This is a genomic window from Enterococcus sp. AZ020, from assembly GCF_050499205.1.
Lineage (GTDB): Bacteria > Bacillota > Bacilli > Lactobacillales > Enterococcaceae > Enterococcus_L > Enterococcus_L dunnyi.
In genome coordinates, this window is record NZ_JBIPAT010000001.1 from 1,806,533 (window position 1) to 1,823,519 (window position 16,987).

Genomic DNA, 16,987 nt, shown 5'->3' on the forward strand with positions numbered 1-16,987 from the left:
AAAAATCATTTAGAAACAATCGTATTTTACCGACCTCGATTTTGTTAGAAAGGATAAAATTATGAGAGTAAAAAACCAATCAGCGTACTTGTTTTTTCAAGTCATGTTTTTTTTAAGCTTGACTTTTCTAGTGTCGTTTTCTCCAGTATATGGAGCAGAAGTGCCGATTTCCGTTAAAGCGATTTTACCGGACAACCAGATCGCCAAAGATGCAGGTTACTATGATTTGAAAGTCAAACCAGGAGAAAAGCAAGAACTTTCTTTTCAACTGTATAACCAAGGAGAAAAAGATGCAACAGTCAACATAGAGATCAATCCTGCTTACACTGGAGATGGGGGTTCATTTGTTTACACAGAGGATGATACAAACAAAGATTCTTCCCTAAAATTTCCTCTATCCAGTATTGCTGCATCAGAGCAGACGGTCAGTATTCCGGCAAAGGGCACGACTGTGACAAAAGTGAAGCTGGAAATTCCTGAGGAGCCTTTTGAAGGGTTGATTCTTGGAGCGATTCGTGTCACCAGCGCAGATACGAAAGAACAGGAAACAGGCGAGTCAAAACAGGGGTTTAATATCTCGAATAATTTTGCCTATTCAGTCGCAATTCAGTTAAGGGAATCAGATGATCTGCCCAAATCAGAGCTGAAGATCAAGAAAGTATTTGCCTCTCAAGTTGCTGGACGTAATACAGTCAAAATCAATTTACAAAATCCAACAGCGACGATCATCGATAACGTATCTTATGAAGCCTCTGTCAGTAAAAAAGGCGACAGCACGCCACTTCATGAAACAAAAGTGAAAGGCTATCGTGTTGCGCCGAACACCAATTATAATATCCCGATAAGTTGGGAAAATCAGCCGTTTGCGGCTGGCACATATACCGCTAAGGTAAAAGCGAAATCAGAAGATACAGGACAAGAGTGGACATTTGATCAAGAATTTGTGATCAGTGCTAAAGAAGCAAGAGAGTTAAATGAGCAAGCAGTTGATTTAGAAAAAGACTATTTACTATATGTGATCATCGGTGCTGCAGCATTTGTTTTATTAGTGATCATTTTGATCATTGTCTTGGTCATCTTATCTAAGAAAAAGAAAAAACGTAAGGCAGCAGCAAAACGGGCACGACAAAAAAAGCGTAAAAAAGGAAAAGAACATGACAAACGACCAACCAATGACAAACGAAAACAACGACCAACAAATGGAGCCGCTTCTGGAAAATCAGGAAGAGCTAAACGAAAATAAGCACTATCCATTGGCTTTTTATGTGACGCTTTGTTTGCTTATTCTTGTAGTGATTGCTGGAGGTTTCGCAGGCTATCTCTGTTACCCGTTTACTGCAAAGATCGAGGGCCATTGGGTATCAACTGATGAAACACTGAAGTTGAGAAGTACAGGTCGGTCCTGGGAGCTGACGATTCCAAATTATCAGCAAAACAAATGCTTGTCTTTGCTATACGCAGGTACTTGGAAGGCTGCTGGTATCAACACGTATGAGGGTGACCAAGTGAAATTATTGATGAAAATAGACAAGGCTGATTTTTCTAAAGAGGAACTTGATGAGCTGGGAAAAAAATCAGATCTATATATAGTTTCTAAACAAACAGATAAAGAGCTCATATTACAATATACACAAAAGGGGATTCAAAAAATTCAATCACAGGCTGATTTAAATAAAGTTGTGCATGTGACATTGGAAAATATTCACTGGGATAAAAAACAAGAAAAACTATTTTTAAACAGTAGCTATTTTTCAAATGAACGGATTGAATTTGCATATGTAAAATGAAAATAAACAAGGGTTGTTGTTATTTATCGAACGAAATGAGAGGAGTGAACCATTGAAATAGCTATTATTTCAATACTTAACATGAAAAACAAAAAGTATATTCTCTCTTTGATGGTTTTAGGGGTTAGTTTAATAATGAGCTTTATTTTAATGACCTCCTTAAGTGCAAAAAATAAGCTTCAAGCACAAGAAATAAAAGCAACAAGAGCAATCACAGACAATATTTTTCAAAGTGTCAAAATCATCGTTCCAGCAGAAAAAAACCGAGTGATGAAACAAGAAGACTACCTGAAAAATAATTCAGAAGTAAAAGTAACAATGAATTTCAAGTTCACCAATAAGGATTATAAAGTCGGTGATACATTTGAAACCACATTACCGCAAGGTTTTACTTATTCAGCGGTAATTGAAGGTGAATTAAGTGATACGGCGGTATACAAGATCGATCCAACGACCAGAAAACTGACATTGACTATGGTCAAAGACGTACAGTCAGCTGAATATAATTTAGATTTAGTGACACGGATCAATTTTGATACCTCGCTAAATTCAAAACAAGAGATGCCATTTGCAACACAAACACCAACCAACTATATCTTTCATCTTTATGTGAAAGATACCAGCAACTACGTATATGGTAAGACATTCGATAAAGAAGACAACGAGGTCAGCCTGATGCCTGATTGGGGCGGTAAATTTCCTGAAATGAATGTCAATTATATGCACGTTGATCTATCTCAAAACATGCTTCAGGTAGACTGGGGTCAAAAATTGCTCCCAAGTTACTGGACAGATGGTTATGTCAACGCGACGCATGATCTTAATTCATATAAATTTTATACGTATGAAACAACGATCAATGGGGATCGAATCGGCGAAAAAAAGGAACTAAAGATCGGTGAAGACTTTACTGTTGTTCCTAAAACAGCTGGTTCTGCTCAGTTGAAGTTCAACGAACGCTTCCATGAAGCATTAGAAGTATCTGAAGGCGAAGTAACGTTTGACTATACTGGCTTCAACCCGATCTCAAACGGGAAAACAGGCTCTATTTCAACAGCGATCTCCTTTTGGGTCTATCAAGGGGCAACAACAGAAAGTTTTCTTTCGCTTAGTAGATTCTATTTGAATTTTAGAGTCGTTGAATTAGGCTATTTAGGCTTAGGAACGATCATCTATGACGCAAATGTCAAAGACAATGAACGAATCGTTAAGACACCGATCTATATCAATGGAACCAATCAATCGTTGAAAAAAGGGGACAGCTTTACCTTGACGAATGAAGGTGATCCGGCATTAGTGGCAATTGACACCAAGTTAGCTCAAGAGTATAAGGTAACATTCAATGCGAATGGGTCGATCGTTGAAGGGACTAAAAAAGGGATCAGTAACTGGGAAATCACTAGTGATGTCTTTGGGCAAATCACATTGACGTATTTGGGTGAAGATACAACAGACACATTTGGATTAGATATTTATGCGGGGATGGACGAAACAGTAAAGAATCCTTACAATAGTCGCTTTGTTCTTTCAGGAAATGGTTATCAAACTAGTGGAGGAACAACATTTAAAGGCCAAGACAATAATGTAAAAACAGGAACCTTCAATACAGATAAAAGTGTGATCAATTGGACTGCAACAGTCAATTCTCTGTATCAAGAAGTCACTAAAATCACAGATACTTTTGGAAATGGTGTTAAAGCTGGAACACTAAACAATCTGAAGATCACCTCTGTTCCCTTTGGAAAAAGTCTGATACAAAAAGAGCTAGTCGAAGGAACTGATTATGAGTTAGTAACTAAACCAGATTCTTTTGAGATCAAATTTTTGAAAACGGTCAAAGAGAAATTGACGATTACTTACAGTACGGAAGTCGATTTACTGACAGTGGATAAATTGTATTCACGTGCAATGAACACGATCACTCCAAAGCTTAAATTTGCTTCTTCAGATGAAAAAGAATTTCCTACAGTAGGTTATGCGTATGTACCAAGCTATCTTATTACAAATGCACCATTTTTGCTTAGTAAAAATAGCTCAAATTCAATAACAGAACTTTTAAAAGAACAACCAGTCAATCAAGTGAAACTATTGATCAATCCTGGTGGAGCTACAATGTCCAACAATGAGATAGTAGCCAATTTTAAAAGCTTAGATGTAAGTATTTTAGATGGGAAATTCTCGGTCAATACGGTGAAGCAATTTTCTACTACTGAATATAACAATTTGTTGCCGGGTGACGAGATTACTTCTGACAATGAAGAGTATCCTGAGCTAAAAATAGAGAACGGTCAACTAGTTATAAAAAATAAGAAATTGACGAAACCGATCATTGTTAGTTTTACTTTCGCCAAAAATAACTATTATAATGTTGCTAGTGACAATGTAAAACTTACCCAAACGAATGAAAATACGGATCCTGTCAATCAAACATCACGGCTGTATTTCAATAACCGACTGCCGGCTAGCTTCACATTCGCTACGAGTCAAACCTATGCAAATATTTCAGAGGCTACATTGACGATCAAAAAAAATAATGGCTTTGCTTTGATAAAAGGAACACAAGTCACGATCGCCTCGATGGTACCAGCAAACGAAATGAGGGAATTGCCAAGTCTAAGAGAGGTCACTGATGGAGATGGAAATCCTCTACCGACATCGGCAGTTTCTATCGGTATCAGTTATTCTACTTGGTATGTAAACATCAACGACGACCAACTCAAAAATGGCTTGATCGTAAAAACGACATGGAGTTTCAATACGAGTGGAACCAAAAACTATTCTGGTGGTGGGGCTACACATCCATTTACGAACTATAATAATAATGTTACGACACAAAGTTATATGTCAAACTACTGGTCAGGAAAATTCGATATCGATAACTCTGGTGCTGGCGGCGGTGGAAATCTGATTTTGAAGGATATGACGATCAATACAGTCGACTCTGTCACGAACAAGCCGGTCGCAGGTGCGACTTATGAAGTCATCGATAAGAATGGCAAGCTTGTAGATACGGTCACGACGAACGCTAATGGTCAAATCGTTTTAAAAGACTACGTCGTAACGAATTATACATTGAAAGAAATCAAAGCACCGGACGGTTATTTATCAAATGAAGAATACAGCGAGCCTGGAAAAGAGATCGTCCTGTCACCGACACAGGAAAACAAATTGACGATTCCCTACGTCAAAGAAGGTAAAATCGTGGTTCATTTTACGTATCAGGATGGGACGGATATCGAAACGGTCACGCCGATAACGATTACAGGCGGTAATGGTTCAACGATCGATCTAAAAGAACAAAAAGAAGTGAAAGAGCAGCTGGCAAAAATGAATACAGAAAGTGCAGATTATCGTTTCTTGAATTTTGATCAAGGAAAAGTCACAGGAACAGAAGAAGCAGCTGTATTTCCTTATGACAGTGAAGCGGTCTACTATAAATATGAAGGACTGCTGACTTTGACAGTTCCTGATTTATTGACCTTTGAAACAGGATTCGTTTCGCCGTTTGAACAGGTACTTGCCTATGATAGTACAGATGATTTTGAAGTAGCGTTAAGAGATAATCGTCAAATCACAAGTAGCGGGGCGACCAGTGCAGCTAAGACTAGAGGGAATATTCGGTTGAACGCGTTCTTATCAAAAGAATTTACGACAGCTGGAAATAAAGTGTTGAAAGATGCACGACTGATTTATCAAAACGGTACAAACAATATCACCTTGAACGGTACCGGTGGTGAACTGGTGAATAATAAGCAAGACACTAACGATAAAGCGAAAAAAGAATTCAATTTTATCTTAGATAAAGCTGAAAACAAGAATCAAGGATTTAAATTGGAGGTTCCGGCGAAAGGAACATTAGCTGAAGAATATACAGGTGAAGTGACCTGGGAAATCATCCAAGAACCATAACCTTGTTCTTAGATTGGACAGTATACAAAAATAGAGACGAAGCATCGGTAGATAACTTCGCCTCTATTTTTAGTATCTTACATGAAATGCTTAAGCCAATCCTAACATTCGTAGCAAGGTATAGGCTAATTCAAATGTAATACCAAGTGCATTTTGAACGATATCAACAATACTTAATCCCAAATGCATCCAATCTCCATACATCGCACTTTGAACAACTGCACGAATCGAGTCGAATAATCCCTGTAATGCCATTCTCTCTCCTCCCTTCATAAAACAGTATATAGATAGTACTTTTTGTTATACATCTGTTTTTTGTAAGAAGAGGGCTAAAAAGAGATAAAAAGTTGGCAAAACAGGGTCATAATCGGATAAATTCAGTAAACTGAAAAAATCATCTTTATTATCCTTGAGATTGCATAAAAATATCACTGACCTCTTTATTTAGAAAACTGGCGATACTAAACGCTAAAGAGTCAGAAGGTTTATATCTGCCCTTTTCAATACTTTGAATCGTTTGGATCGAAACATTGACTTGATCTGCAAGTTCTTCTTGTGTGATATCACAGGTACTGCGGACTTCTTGTAGCTTGTTTGGGTTTTTACTGTTTTTTCTCATGGACTCTCCCTCTTTTTAAAGTATAAAATAAGAAATGCATTACTTATGATCGTAATAGAAGAAGACATAACATTAAGAATTTTGATCAAAGTGATCCCTTGCTCCAAAAGATGATCGTTTCTTCATATACATATCAAAGTATACCAAATATCTTCCCTTTAGTAATAATATCAAATATCCAAAATATTATAAATAGTTTATCAATAGTTTTTATAGAAAAACAAAAAGTTTGTTTAGATTTAGTTTTAGTGTCTAGCTTCCATTGAAGAATTCTAATTTTTATAAAGAAAGTTGTCTGTGATACTGCTTAGATAGAAAATAGTGAATAAGTCCTTTTATTCCAATTTAAAAACCTCTATAATGAGACATAGAAATCAAAAGAGAAGAGGAAATTTTTTGCGTATATTATTTATAGGCGACGTTGTTGGTTCAATGGGGCGTGAGACGATCAGTACTTATTTACCTAAACTAAAGAAAAAATACCGTCCGCAAGTAACGATTGCGAACGGAGAAAATGCTGCATCTGGTCGAGGGATCACTGGGAAAATCTATAAAAAATTTTTACAAGATGGTGTAGATGTGGTGACTTTAGGCAATCATACGTGGGATAATAAGGATATTTTCGAGTTTATCGATGAGGCAAAAAAGATGATCCGTCCAGCCAATTTTCCAGAAGGTACCCCAGGACAAGGGATGGTTTTCGTGAAGGTCAATCAGCTTGAGTTAGCAGTGATCAATATGCAGGCTCGAGTGTTTATGGCAGATATCGATGATCCGTTCCGTAAAGCAGAAGAATTAGTCGCAGCAGCACGCAAAAGAACACCGTTGATCTTTGTTGATTTTCATGGAGAAACAACCAGTGAAAAACAAGCTATGAGCTGGTTTTTAGATGGAAAAGTCAGTGCTGTTATAGGCACACATACACATGTACAAACGAATGATGCACGTATTCTGCCGGCAGGAACCGCTTTTTTAAGTGATGTTGGTATGACAGGTCCCTATGATGGCATTTTAGGCATGAAGCGTGGACCGGTCATTGAAAAATTCTTAACAGCATTACCAAAACGATTTGAAGTTGTTGAAGAAGGACGCAGTATTTTATCAGCATGTATCATTGATATTGATGATCAAACAGGGCAAGCAAAAAAAATTGAGCCGATACAAATCAGCGAAGATCGTCCATTTGAAGAGTAATTGAATAAGTTGGAGTTGAGCGGCTGTTACTTGTACGTGACGAGGAGAGTCGTTCTTTTTTGTCTGTTTTTCCTTGAGCATTTTTACACAAGAGTAACGCAAAGTATTCTATAATAATAGAGAAATATTTGAACGGAAAAAAATAGCTGATCATAAGGAGACCACGATGCGAAATTCTTTCATGGGAAAAAAAGAGCGGATGAAGTTCGAGTTATTCAAGGCAATTGTTTTCGCAAAGAATGGACTAAGCTTCAATGAATTGCTGGAAACCTATCATCTGACCAAGAGTACCCTTAGCCGATATATACACGATTTAGCGACAGAAGTAGAGGAAGCTTTTGAGGATAATGTTCATTTGATCCAAAATAGTCATACGGGTACCTATCAGATTCAGACTGAAAAAACGTTTAGTATCGGTTATTTGATCGATTATATCCATCTATTTTACGTTCAAAAAAGCGGAATATTTTTCTTGTTGGATACCTTACTGAAAAAAAATTATCCATCGATCGATGCAATGGCACTGGATATGCATATGAGCAGCTCATCAGTGTATAAACAATTGCGGGTGTTAAAGGAAATGCTGATTCCCTTTGGCGGAAAAATTTCGTTTGAAGAGATATCCAGTCCGTTAATAGGAAATGAAATCGGTGTGCGACTATTTTGTTTTTATTCCTATTGGTCTGTTTTTAAATCTACATCGTTTGATAATAAAAATTATCCTGAAGCGTGGTTGGAGATCAAAGACTTTGAACACTATTTTGACCATGCAGATTCTTTATCAGATTCTCAGCAGGCAAAATTACGATTTATCCAACTGATCACCCTTAGAAGAGCACTTTGGCAAAAGAATTATGTCGCTCTTTCGGAAGATTTTTTAGCAGATATTGCTTACTTTGATAATAAAGAACTGGAGATATTGCCCATATTGAAACAGCATGTCTCAACAGAACAATACCAAAAAGAACGGGCATTATTGCTGTTTGCAACTAGAGGCTTGATCTACAATTTAGATTCGCCTGAGACAAGAAAGAAAATCGTGGAAGCCTACCAATGCTCATCACTTGAAATTGCTAAACATACCACGAAGTTGATTGAGGAAATAAGAATAGAATTTGACTTAAACTATTCAGAGGAAGGCTACACGATATTTTATTTTTATTTGCTTATATTGCTTATTTATATCAAGCATATCACGATTGATATTTCTGGTTATTATCGAAATGATCTTTCATTTCATTCTATGATCGACTATGATGAGAAAAATGTGGAGACATTTCAGAAAATCACCACGATCATTCAGCGTCAAGAGTTTTATCCAAAGATCAAAAAGCAAGCGCTCAGTGGTGTATTGTCTATTCTGACCTTGACGCTTTATTCAGGGATCTACCTAAACAAAAAGGCTGGCAGTTTATTGATCTGTGTGATTTTTAATAATAATTTGATTTTGGCTGAAGGAATCAAGAAGATTATTTTAGATGTTTATAATCACGAGCGGATCATATTTACCAGCGATGTACTAGCAGCAGATTTGGTCATTTCAGATTCTTATGAAAACATTGATCCAAAAACAGAGCACTTTTACTTTGACGAACAGCTAAACCCTGAGCAATGGGGAAAAATGATCGATATGATCAACCAAATTTTTTACAGGGAATTATTTCTAAGCCTATGATATACAAAAAACATACTAGAATCAGATGATCAGGCAGATAAAATTGCTTTTTCATCATGGTTCTAGTATTTTTTTTGAAATTGAAACAAACTGTTTCAAAAATATACAGCCACTTTCTGAAAAAGAATGTATTATTTCATATGTGAATAAATGCTTGTGTTTTTATGCACATTATTAGAGATAGTAGAGGTGTATGATGAAGAAAATTAGAGTACATATTTTCTTTTTGGCCTTCCTTATACTAGGTCATTTGATTTGGGCGGATCATGTTTTCGCTACAGCAGCGACACCGTCTGCGGGCTATCCTTTAGGTATCTCGACTAAGACGAATTTAACTGCTGGCGGAACATTGTATTTCAATACGGATCAACTTCAGGACAAGCAGATAGTGGGGCAGTTTTTAGCTAGAAATATCACTTCAACAGGTACATCAGGTCTAGCTAAGAGTGCTTTTGAAAACTATCAGAGCGCACAAAATGACTGGGCGTTAGATCAATTGGATCCATCAGTTGTTTCTGAGAAAATCAGCGGTGAGGATATGATTCGTTGGTATGCCAATGACAGCAGCTTTCGGTATACCAATAAAGAGCAATTACATTATTACATAGAGAATGCGCCAACAGAAAATGAATTGACGGAAGCATTAAACTATTATCCTGATCTGAAGCAAAACTTTTCTGAACGACTTTATCAAGATTCGGTGCAATCTTTTCCTTCCTTTGCGGATAATAATATATCCGACTTTTCTCAAATATCAGAAAATATCCAATCGATCAGTGACTATTATGCAGGACTGACAGACTCGAACCAAAAAATCATATTCAATTCAGCTGTTCAGACAGCAGAAATCAATACAGAGCAAAAAGTCGTCAATCCAAATGATTGGGGCGGCCAGTCTGCGATTCAAATCAACGTAGCTTTGAAAAAAGGGGCAACAAATCAAGCAGTGATCATTGTAGATGTAGATGGTCAAATCGATCATTTTGAACGTGCACAGGATATTTCGATCAACTATACGAATTATGATCCAGAAACGATGCCTACTCCATACTTGATTCTTAATTATAAACATTTTCCAACCTTCAATTTTAGCGGCAGTACCTTTTTTCATACGGCTGCTTACCCAAGCTTGCCTGGAGATGAAGAGTATAAATTTGAAGGAAACAAGGGCGTCTTTTTTGAAGGGAAATATGCAGATAAAGAAATACCATTAGTCAAATCAGACAGTCATACGATTCCATCAGAGTTAAAAGAAAGAACGTATAAAGTAGCAACGCATCTTGTTCATAATTTCAATGATGAAGAGCAGGAAATTCAATTTAGAAGCAACGCTTCTTTATTTATTGGCACTGTTTTCGCTCCAAAAGCTTCTGTCTTTCTTGACGATACGCAAGGGAAAGTTCTTGGGAGCGTGATTTCGGGACATGATATTCATACGAACATGTCGATCAGTGCGGAGGAGAGTGATGCTACGTTTGATTACAATGACTTTCCAGATTTGGGAGATATTGTTGGCGGAGAGGAGCTGGAAGCGCCGATCAAAACAGGTAGTCGTTTTGATTATATTGGCTCTGAGAAAACGCTATTGTACCGTATTTCGCAAAAACTTCCTGCCTATTCTCAACAAAAACCGATCCATAGTGTAGAAATCACAGATCAATTAGCACCAGAATTGGCAGTATCTGCCCAAGATATTGTGATGAAAGACGAGCTGGGGACTGAGGTGACCGATCGATTTACGATAACTAAAAGTGAGACGAATGAACTGAGGATTTCGGCCAATGCTGAGAGCTTAGAAGATAGTGGTTTTTACGGGAAGACATATACCATTGATCTAGTTGGCAGTATACAAGTTGCTCAAGAAATTTTAGCAGATGCTACTATCGATAAGCTTCTGATTCCGAATACGGCGGCTGTAGCTTTAAATGAAGAGGAAAAAACGAGTAACGAAGCGTTGCTGGAGGCAGATTTTATTGAAGGAAAACCGGTGACAGTAAAATATGTAAATGAGGACGGGCAGGAGATAGCACCCCAAAAAAATATAACAGGTCGAATCGGAATGAACTACCAGACAAAGGCAGAGACCATCTCGGGTTATACACTGATCAAGCAGCCGGAAAATGCTGCAGGAACTATTTCTAGTACAGGCCAAACAGTTATTTACCGTTACCAGGGACATCTTGCCTTTTTGTCTGTTCCAGAACAGCTTAGCTTTGGGACTCATGAGTTGTCTGTAGAAAATAAAGAATACGCGGTTGAATCGATGGATCAGGATATCGTCGTAAAGGATACACGAACGCTGGGTTCTAATTGGCAGTTACGTGCGACGTTAAATAAACCGTTGACAGGTGAGCATACTCAAGCCGTTTTACCAGATGCATTAGTTTACACGAATGGTAGCCAAACTCAGACATTGCAGTCAAATACGTCCACAGTTATCCATTCAGCGGTGACAACAACGCATGATGATTGTAATGTCAGTCAAGGATGGGAAACTTCTGAACAGGGCTTGAAGGTCAAGGTGAAGTCAGGCGAAGCACGAGCTGATCGATATTCAGGAGAAATTCGTTGGGAACTGTACGATGTTGTTGCAAATGAATGATAGGAGTACGGATGTGAACAGTAGAAAAAAAGGACTTGGCTATTTGCTTCTAATTGGTATTTGTCTTAGTCAAACAGTAACTACAGCTGATGTATATGCTGCAAATGGAAAAGCAACAGTGGGTTTTTATGAAGTAGAAAAAGAAGAACAAAAATGTCAGAACTTACCTCTTACAGGAGAAAAGCAATCGACAGGATCGGCAGTAAAAACAGGCATATCCATTCTAATGATAACAATTGGAATGTTTGCATATAGAAATTTAACATACGAGGAGCGAATTTAGATGAAAGCAAACAAAATTTTAGTAGGAATAGTAGCAGTTATGATGGTGTTAAGTACTAGTGTACTTGCTAATGCCGAAGAAGTTGACAATAAAGACTCAAAAAGCGATGTAGGCTTCACAACACCGACAGAGGGCGCATTGACTTTAGTCAATGTTGCGGATTTTGACTTTGGTTCTAACCCTATTTCAGCAAAAGACGAAGTCTATAGAAACAAAGCAGAAACAATAACTACGGTCCAAGATATTCGCGGAACAGAAGCTGGCTGGACTGTCCAAGTTGCACAAAACGGGCAGTTTAAAGCGGATGAAAAGGAATTGACGAATGCCCAAGTGACATTGAAAACACCGACGATTTCAGCAGATTCATCAAGCTCAGCAACTGTCAAAACAGATGTTGTATTGAATACAGATGGTTCAGGAACGACGATTTTAGCAGCAGCTGCGGAACAGGGAAATGGTGTGACGATCGAAAGTTTTGCTAAAGATGCGGTAACTTTGGAGGTTCCAGGTAAAACAACAAAAGTAGCGAAACAATATGAAACAACGCTGACTTGGACACTTTTAGATCAACCAGAAAATAGTTAATCATCGTTTATTCAGGTAAGATCGGCTGGGCTGTAACTCTGAGCGTTATGCCCGGCTATCTTTTTTTATGGAAGATAAATTTATACATAGGAACAAAAAATGGAGGAATCGATATGTTGAAAAAAGTACTTAGTATGGTGATGCTGGTAATGGGATTTATTTGCATCAGTTTTATAGGAACAATGTCGGGCTGGGCGCAAGAAGCAGAATATGAAGTCAAAGCTGTACCTTCTTCTGCACAAGTGGATACAACGAAAACATACTTTGATCTACGTTTGAAACCAGAGGAACAGCATACGGTCAAAGTTGCAGTGACGAATCGATCAAATGAAGCTTTGACGATCGATACAGCAGTCAAAACGGCAACAACGAATACAAATGGGGTTGTAGAATATATCAATAGTGAACAAAATAAGTCTGTGAAACTACCTTATGATTTAAGCCAGCTTGTTCAGACAACAACTAAAAAAATCACCTTAGCTCCACATGAGACACAAAATGTAGATTATACGATCACGATGCCAAAACAAGCGTTTTCTGGTATATTATCCGGCGGTTTGGTTTTTACAAGTGAAGATAATGAACATCCAAAAGACTCGAACGCAGATGTGACGATCAACAATCGATTCGGTTATGTTATTGCGTTGGTTTTACACGGTGAAAAGGAAGTTCCTTCTGATCTACAATTAGCAGATATTCGCTTAGGACAAGTCAATGATCGCAATGTTGTATTTGCCCAGTTAGAAAATCCTGAAGCTGCATATTTGAATCGTTTGAACTTAAGCGCAAAAATCAAAAAGAAACATACGAACACGGTTCTTTATGAAACAAGTCAAAACGATACACAGATGGCGCCAAATTCACAGTTCGATTATCCGATAAGTTTAGAAGAAACAGCCTTTAAGCCTGGTAAATATAGTTTAACTATCCACGCAGAATCTAAAGGCAGAACCTGGGATTTTGAGAAAGACTTTGAGATCAAGGCTGAAGAAGCAAAACAATTGAATGATCAAGCATATATCCATAAAAATAAAACAAATGATTGGTGGTACCTTCTTCTAGTGATTGCTCTGTTACTGCTTCTTTTCATTAGTTACATTTATAGAAAGAGACAACAAAAAATCAACGCACTCAAAGCGCAAGTAGAAGAATTGAAGAGAAAATAACGAATGCCTCACTTGTAGAACATATTTTTTATTCTGCAAGTAGAGGCTATCTTTGTTTTTTGAGGAAATAATCTCTGTTCCATTATCATAAGTATCCTTTTACGATCATCCACAAATTATAGGAATTCAGAAGAATGACTAAAAAAATAACGAAACTATACAACTGTGCAACACGTTGTTCAGACATTTTTTTACTGAATACTCCACCAACATATCCTCCTAATAGAGCCGCTGGGATTATTGCCCACAACATCGTCAAATCAAATCCTGCAAATCCTGTTGAAAAAGCAATCGTTCCTAATTTTGCTAGCTGTGAGAAGAAAATCGTGATGATGGAATAAACCGTAGCAGATTTAATTTCCATACCGAAAAAGAAAACCAAGCAGGCTACATTGATCGGTCCACCGCCAATACCTAAAAAAGTAGACAATATACCCAAAAAGAGCCCCACAAAAACAAAGACGCTGCTTCGTTTGAATTGAAAGTGCCAATCAAAGAACTGGTTATATAACAGTACGAGAATTAAAGTAACCAACATGATACTATACTGGATCATTTGAACTTGTTCTTGATTCGAAGTTGCTATCAACGCTCGATTAAGCAACAAATCACCGATCATTCCACCAATCAACGACCCCATAGAAACGCCTGCAGCTTTGTTCCATTGAATATGGATCCCATTTTGATACTGTTTGTAAGTAGATGAAATCGACATTGTAAAAACGGCTACGCTTGAATAAAAAGCAATGGTATTTAAAGAATGATATCCGAGAAAATCCAAAGCGGGTTTGATGATCACGCCACCACCCATGCCAGATAAAGCGCCAACTGTGTTAGACAGAAAAACAGTCACAAAATAAATCAGTAAAATCTTCATAAAACCACCGCCAAATCATTTTCTTATAGTGTATCATTAAAGAAATTTAGTTTCATTAAAAATATAAAATAAATTAATATTGAAATGTAATTTCTTTTGTGTTATTCTACAGATGCCAAAAGAAAGCGTATTCAAGAAAGGGGCAAAAAGCAATGACAGTATCGATCGGTATTATTTTAATTTTATGCTTGTACACAGTTGTCGGTGTTCTTGATCAAATTTCCATTCAAATTGGTCCATATACACCATTATTCGCTGCAACATTTACAGGGTTAGTTTTAGGGGATGTTCAAACAGGATTGATGATAGGAGCGACATTGCAATTAATGACTTTAGGAGTTGCAACTTATGGTGGAGCAACTGTGCCTGATTTTCTATCAGGAGCGATTATGGGAACAGCTTACGCAATTATTTCCGGTAAAGGTGCTGAATACGGAATTGGTGTTGCTGTACCGATCGGATTATTATTGACACAACTAGATATTGTAGGAAGAATGGCTAATACTTTCTTCCAGCATAAAGCAGACCGTTATGCTGAAGAGGGCAATTATAAAGGAGTAGAACGTTGTAACGTATTAGGTATTTTTCCATGGACGCTTTCTCGCGTGATTCCAGTTTTTATTGGGCTAGCTTTTGGAGAACACGTTGTAAATGCTATCAACAATTGGATTCCAGTGTGGGTGATGAGTGGATTGAAAGCTGCTGGAGCTATTTTACCAGCGATGGGGATCGCTATTTTGATGCGCTACTTGCCGATAAAAACCTATTGGCCGTACTTCATTATTGGTTTTGTCTTACTAGCTTATGGCGCACAATTCTTCTCTGTGTTAGGTGTTGCATTGGTTGGATTAGCGTTAGCAGCAATTTATGTGATGAATCAAAATAAAGGCGGTGCTGCTACAACGAGCGGAACAGTCATTTATGAGGACGATGAGGAGGTTGAAATCGATGACTAGCAAATTAACAAAGAATGATATCAACAAAGTATATGTCCGCAACCTTTTTGGCTATCAATGGGGCTGGAACTATGAAAAAATGCAAGGATTAGGTTATTCATGGGTGATGATGCCTGCCTTGAAGCGTTTGTATAGTGAAGATCCAGAAGCGATGAAAAAAGCATTGAAAACACATTTAGGGTTTATGAATACGACACCTGCGATGTCTCATTTGATCGTAGGCGCAGACCTGGCGTTGGAAGAAGAAATAGGAATGAAAGATGAAACAGCAATCACCGGATTGAAAACAGGTCTGATGGGTCCTTTTGCGGGTGTAGGAGATACGATTTTCATTGCGATTTATCGGGCGATCGTCTTTTCGATTGCAGCTTATATGGCGCAAGGAGGCCAGATCGTAGGTTTGCTGATTCCACTGATTGCAGGAGCTGTAGTGCTATGGGTACGTTATAAATTTACTTGGATCGGGTACCATCAAGGGAAGAAAATAGCGACAGAATTTGCTGACAAAATGAAACTATTTACCCAGGGAGCTGCTATTTTAGGGTTAACGGTCGTCGGTGGGCTGATTCCATCAGTTATTACCTATAAGCTAGATTTGACTTATAAAATGGGGGACGTTACTTTGTCTGTTCAAGAGATGCTGGATAAAGTGTTACCAGCATTGATTCCATTGGGGATCGTTCTTTTATCCTATTGGCTATTGGGGAAGAAGAAAATGAATTCTACACGTTTGATTTTTGTCTTGATTTTTATCGGTATGATTTTAGGTAATTTACAACCAATGTTAGCTTGGATCGGCAGTTTATTTTAAAAAAATAGTATATAATAGGAGAGATTTAGTATGACAATTGTACATGCAAGAGTGGACGAGCGTTTAATTCATGGACAAGTAGCTACAGTTTGGACCAACACTGTAGGGGCGCAAAGAATCATGGTCGTGAATGATTTAGCGGTCAAGGATCAATTACAGATTGGTGCTTTAAAAATGGCTAAACCAGCGGGGGTCAAGCTATCTATTTTATCAAAACGTAAAGCGATTGAAAAAATTTTAGCAGGAAATTATGAAGATGAGAAAGTATTCTTGATTACGAAAGATATTGCTGATATGGCGGCTTTGATCGATGGCGGCGTACTATTGAATACCTTTAATATCGGCAATATATCACAAAAAGAGGGTAGTAAAGCCATTAAAAAATCTGTTGCATTGACAGAAGAAGAGATACAAACGATTCATCGATTGATTAGTCAAGGCGTAACGATCACCGCACAGATGATCCCGTCTGAGCCGGATGAATCGGTTGTAACATTTATAAAATAGAAATGGAGATGAGAAG

At 37.7% G+C, this 16,987-nt stretch carries 15 protein-coding genes; 12 read left to right on the forward strand and 3 right to left on the reverse strand.

Features of this window, described 5'->3' with window-relative positions:
• Positions 1 to 61: 61 nt before the first annotated feature.
• The 3 genes from IGI58_RS08800 to IGI58_RS08810 all read left to right on the forward strand — a co-directional run bounded on the left by IGI58_RS08800 (position 62) and on the right by IGI58_RS08810 (position 5,696).
• Positions 62 to 1,243, forward strand: coding sequence for a DUF916 and DUF3324 domain-containing protein (locus IGI58_RS08800; protein WP_429953752.1), 1,182 nt, complete (start codon positions 62 to 64; stop codon positions 1,241 to 1,243).
• Positions 1,155 to 1,787, forward strand: a complete 633-nt coding sequence (locus tag IGI58_RS08805) for a hypothetical protein (RefSeq protein WP_429953751.1) — start codon at positions 1,155 to 1,157, stop codon at positions 1,785 to 1,787. The genes IGI58_RS08800 and IGI58_RS08805 overlap by 89 nt, the downstream gene beginning before the upstream one ends.
• 135 nt (positions 1,788 to 1,922) lie before the next feature.
• Positions 1,923 to 5,696, forward strand: coding sequence for a prealbumin-like fold domain-containing protein (locus IGI58_RS08810; protein ID WP_429953750.1), 3,774 nt, complete (start codon positions 1,923 to 1,925; stop codon positions 5,694 to 5,696).
• A gap of 90 nt (positions 5,697 to 5,786) precedes the next feature.
• Here IGI58_RS08810 and IGI58_RS08815 read toward each other — a convergent pair whose 3' ends face one another.
• A complete protein-coding gene (locus IGI58_RS08815) occupies positions 5,787 to 5,951 on the reverse strand; it encodes a beta-class phenol-soluble modulin (RefSeq protein WP_176372814.1) in 165 nt (54 codons plus the stop codon).
• 148 nt (positions 5,952 to 6,099) lie between these two features.
• On the reverse strand, positions 6,100 to 6,315 hold the full coding sequence (locus IGI58_RS08820; RefSeq protein ID WP_429953749.1) for a helix-turn-helix transcriptional regulator: 216 nt from the start codon (positions 6,313 to 6,315) through the stop codon (positions 6,100 to 6,102).
• Between the two features lie 396 nt (positions 6,316 to 6,711).
• Between IGI58_RS08820 and IGI58_RS08825 the strand changes: the two genes are divergently transcribed.
• The 6 genes from IGI58_RS08825 to IGI58_RS08850 all read left to right on the forward strand — a co-directional run bounded on the left by IGI58_RS08825 (position 6,712) and on the right by IGI58_RS08850 (position 13,820).
• Positions 6,712 to 7,509 carry a TIGR00282 family metallophosphoesterase gene (locus tag IGI58_RS08825; RefSeq protein ID WP_225535339.1) on the forward strand — a complete coding sequence of 266 codons (798 nt, stop codon included), beginning with the start codon at positions 6,712 to 6,714 and terminating at the stop codon, positions 7,507 to 7,509.
• A 166-nt stretch (positions 7,510 to 7,675) separates the two neighbouring features.
• Positions 7,676 to 9,184, forward strand: a complete 1,509-nt coding sequence (locus tag IGI58_RS08830) for a helix-turn-helix domain-containing protein (RefSeq protein ID WP_429953748.1) — start codon at positions 7,676 to 7,678, stop codon at positions 9,182 to 9,184.
• Between the two features lie 196 nt (positions 9,185 to 9,380).
• Positions 9,381 to 11,786: a MucBP domain-containing protein gene (locus IGI58_RS08835; RefSeq protein WP_429953747.1), complete on the forward strand. Its 2,406-nt coding sequence runs from the start codon at positions 9,381 to 9,383 to the stop codon at positions 11,784 to 11,786.
• Positions 11,787 to 11,799: 13 nt separating this feature from the next.
• Positions 11,800 to 12,069 (forward strand): hypothetical protein, encoded by a 270-nt coding sequence (locus IGI58_RS08840; RefSeq protein ID WP_429953745.1) that lies wholly within the window; start codon positions 11,800 to 11,802, stop codon positions 12,067 to 12,069.
• Complete coding sequence (locus IGI58_RS08845) at positions 12,070 to 12,654, forward strand: WxL domain-containing protein (protein WP_429953744.1); 585 nt, start codon at positions 12,070 to 12,072, stop codon at positions 12,652 to 12,654.
• A gap of 113 nt (positions 12,655 to 12,767) precedes the next feature.
• A complete protein-coding gene (locus IGI58_RS08850; protein ID WP_429953743.1) occupies positions 12,768 to 13,820 on the forward strand; it encodes a DUF916 and DUF3324 domain-containing protein in 1,053 nt (350 codons plus the stop codon).
• A gap of 85 nt (positions 13,821 to 13,905) precedes the next feature.
• Here the strand turns inward: IGI58_RS08850 and IGI58_RS08855 are convergent, their stop codons facing one another.
• Entirely contained in the window at positions 13,906 to 14,697 is a 792-nt protein-coding gene (locus IGI58_RS08855) for a sulfite exporter TauE/SafE family protein (protein WP_429953742.1), read from the reverse strand.
• Positions 14,698 to 14,849: 152 nt separating this feature from the next.
• On the opposite strand from IGI58_RS08855, the gene IGI58_RS08860 reads away from it, so the two are divergent.
• Genes IGI58_RS08860 through IGI58_RS08870 form a run of 3 tightly spaced genes read left to right on the forward strand, consistent with a single transcriptional unit; the run spans position 14,850 to position 16,971 of the window.
• Positions 14,850 to 15,653, forward strand: a complete 804-nt coding sequence (locus IGI58_RS08860) for a PTS mannose/fructose/sorbose/N-acetylgalactosamine transporter subunit IIC (protein ID WP_087640563.1) — start codon at positions 14,850 to 14,852, stop codon at positions 15,651 to 15,653.
• Positions 15,646 to 16,464 (forward strand): PTS system mannose/fructose/sorbose family transporter subunit IID, encoded by an 819-nt coding sequence (locus IGI58_RS08865; protein WP_412523585.1) that lies wholly within the window; start codon positions 15,646 to 15,648, stop codon positions 16,462 to 16,464. The genes IGI58_RS08860 and IGI58_RS08865 overlap by 8 nt, the downstream gene beginning before the upstream one ends.
• Positions 16,465 to 16,494: 30 nt before the next feature.
• Entirely contained in the window at positions 16,495 to 16,971 is a 477-nt protein-coding gene (locus tag IGI58_RS08870; protein ID WP_429953741.1) for a PTS system mannose/fructose/N-acetylgalactosamine-transporter subunit IIB, read from the forward strand.
• Positions 16,972 to 16,987: the final 16 nt, after the last annotated feature.

Coding starts and splice junctions, on each gene's coding strand:
- IGI58_RS08800 (WP_429953752.1), top strand. CDS start 62: ATGAGAGTAAAAAACCAATCAGCGTACTTGTTTTTTCAAGTCATGTTT.
- IGI58_RS08805 (WP_429953751.1), top strand. CDS start 1,155: ATGACAAACGACCAACCAATGACAAACGAAAACAACGACCAACAAATG.
- IGI58_RS08810 (WP_429953750.1), top strand. CDS start 1,923: ATGAGCTTTATTTTAATGACCTCCTTAAGTGCAAAAAATAAGCTTCAA.
- IGI58_RS08815 (WP_176372814.1), bottom strand. CDS start 5,951: ATGGCATTACAGGGATTATTCGACTCGATTCGTGCAGTTGTTCAAAGT.
- IGI58_RS08820 (WP_429953749.1), bottom strand. CDS start 6,315: ATGAGAAAAAACAGTAAAAACCCAAACAAGCTACAAGAAGTCCGCAGT.
- IGI58_RS08830 (WP_429953748.1), top strand. CDS start 7,676: ATGCGAAATTCTTTCATGGGAAAAAAAGAGCGGATGAAGTTCGAGTTA.
- IGI58_RS08835 (WP_429953747.1), top strand. CDS start 9,381: ATGAAGAAAATTAGAGTACATATTTTCTTTTTGGCCTTCCTTATACTA.
- IGI58_RS08845 (WP_429953744.1), top strand. CDS start 12,070: ATGAAAGCAAACAAAATTTTAGTAGGAATAGTAGCAGTTATGATGGTG.
- IGI58_RS08850 (WP_429953743.1), top strand. CDS start 12,768: ATGTTGAAAAAAGTACTTAGTATGGTGATGCTGGTAATGGGATTTATT.
- IGI58_RS08855 (WP_429953742.1), bottom strand. CDS start 14,697: ATGAAGATTTTACTGATTTATTTTGTGACTGTTTTTCTGTCTAACACA.
- IGI58_RS08860 (WP_087640563.1), top strand. CDS start 14,850: ATGACAGTATCGATCGGTATTATTTTAATTTTATGCTTGTACACAGTT.
- IGI58_RS08865 (WP_412523585.1), top strand. CDS start 15,646: ATGACTAGCAAATTAACAAAGAATGATATCAACAAAGTATATGTCCGC.
- IGI58_RS08870 (WP_429953741.1), top strand. CDS start 16,495: ATGACAATTGTACATGCAAGAGTGGACGAGCGTTTAATTCATGGACAA.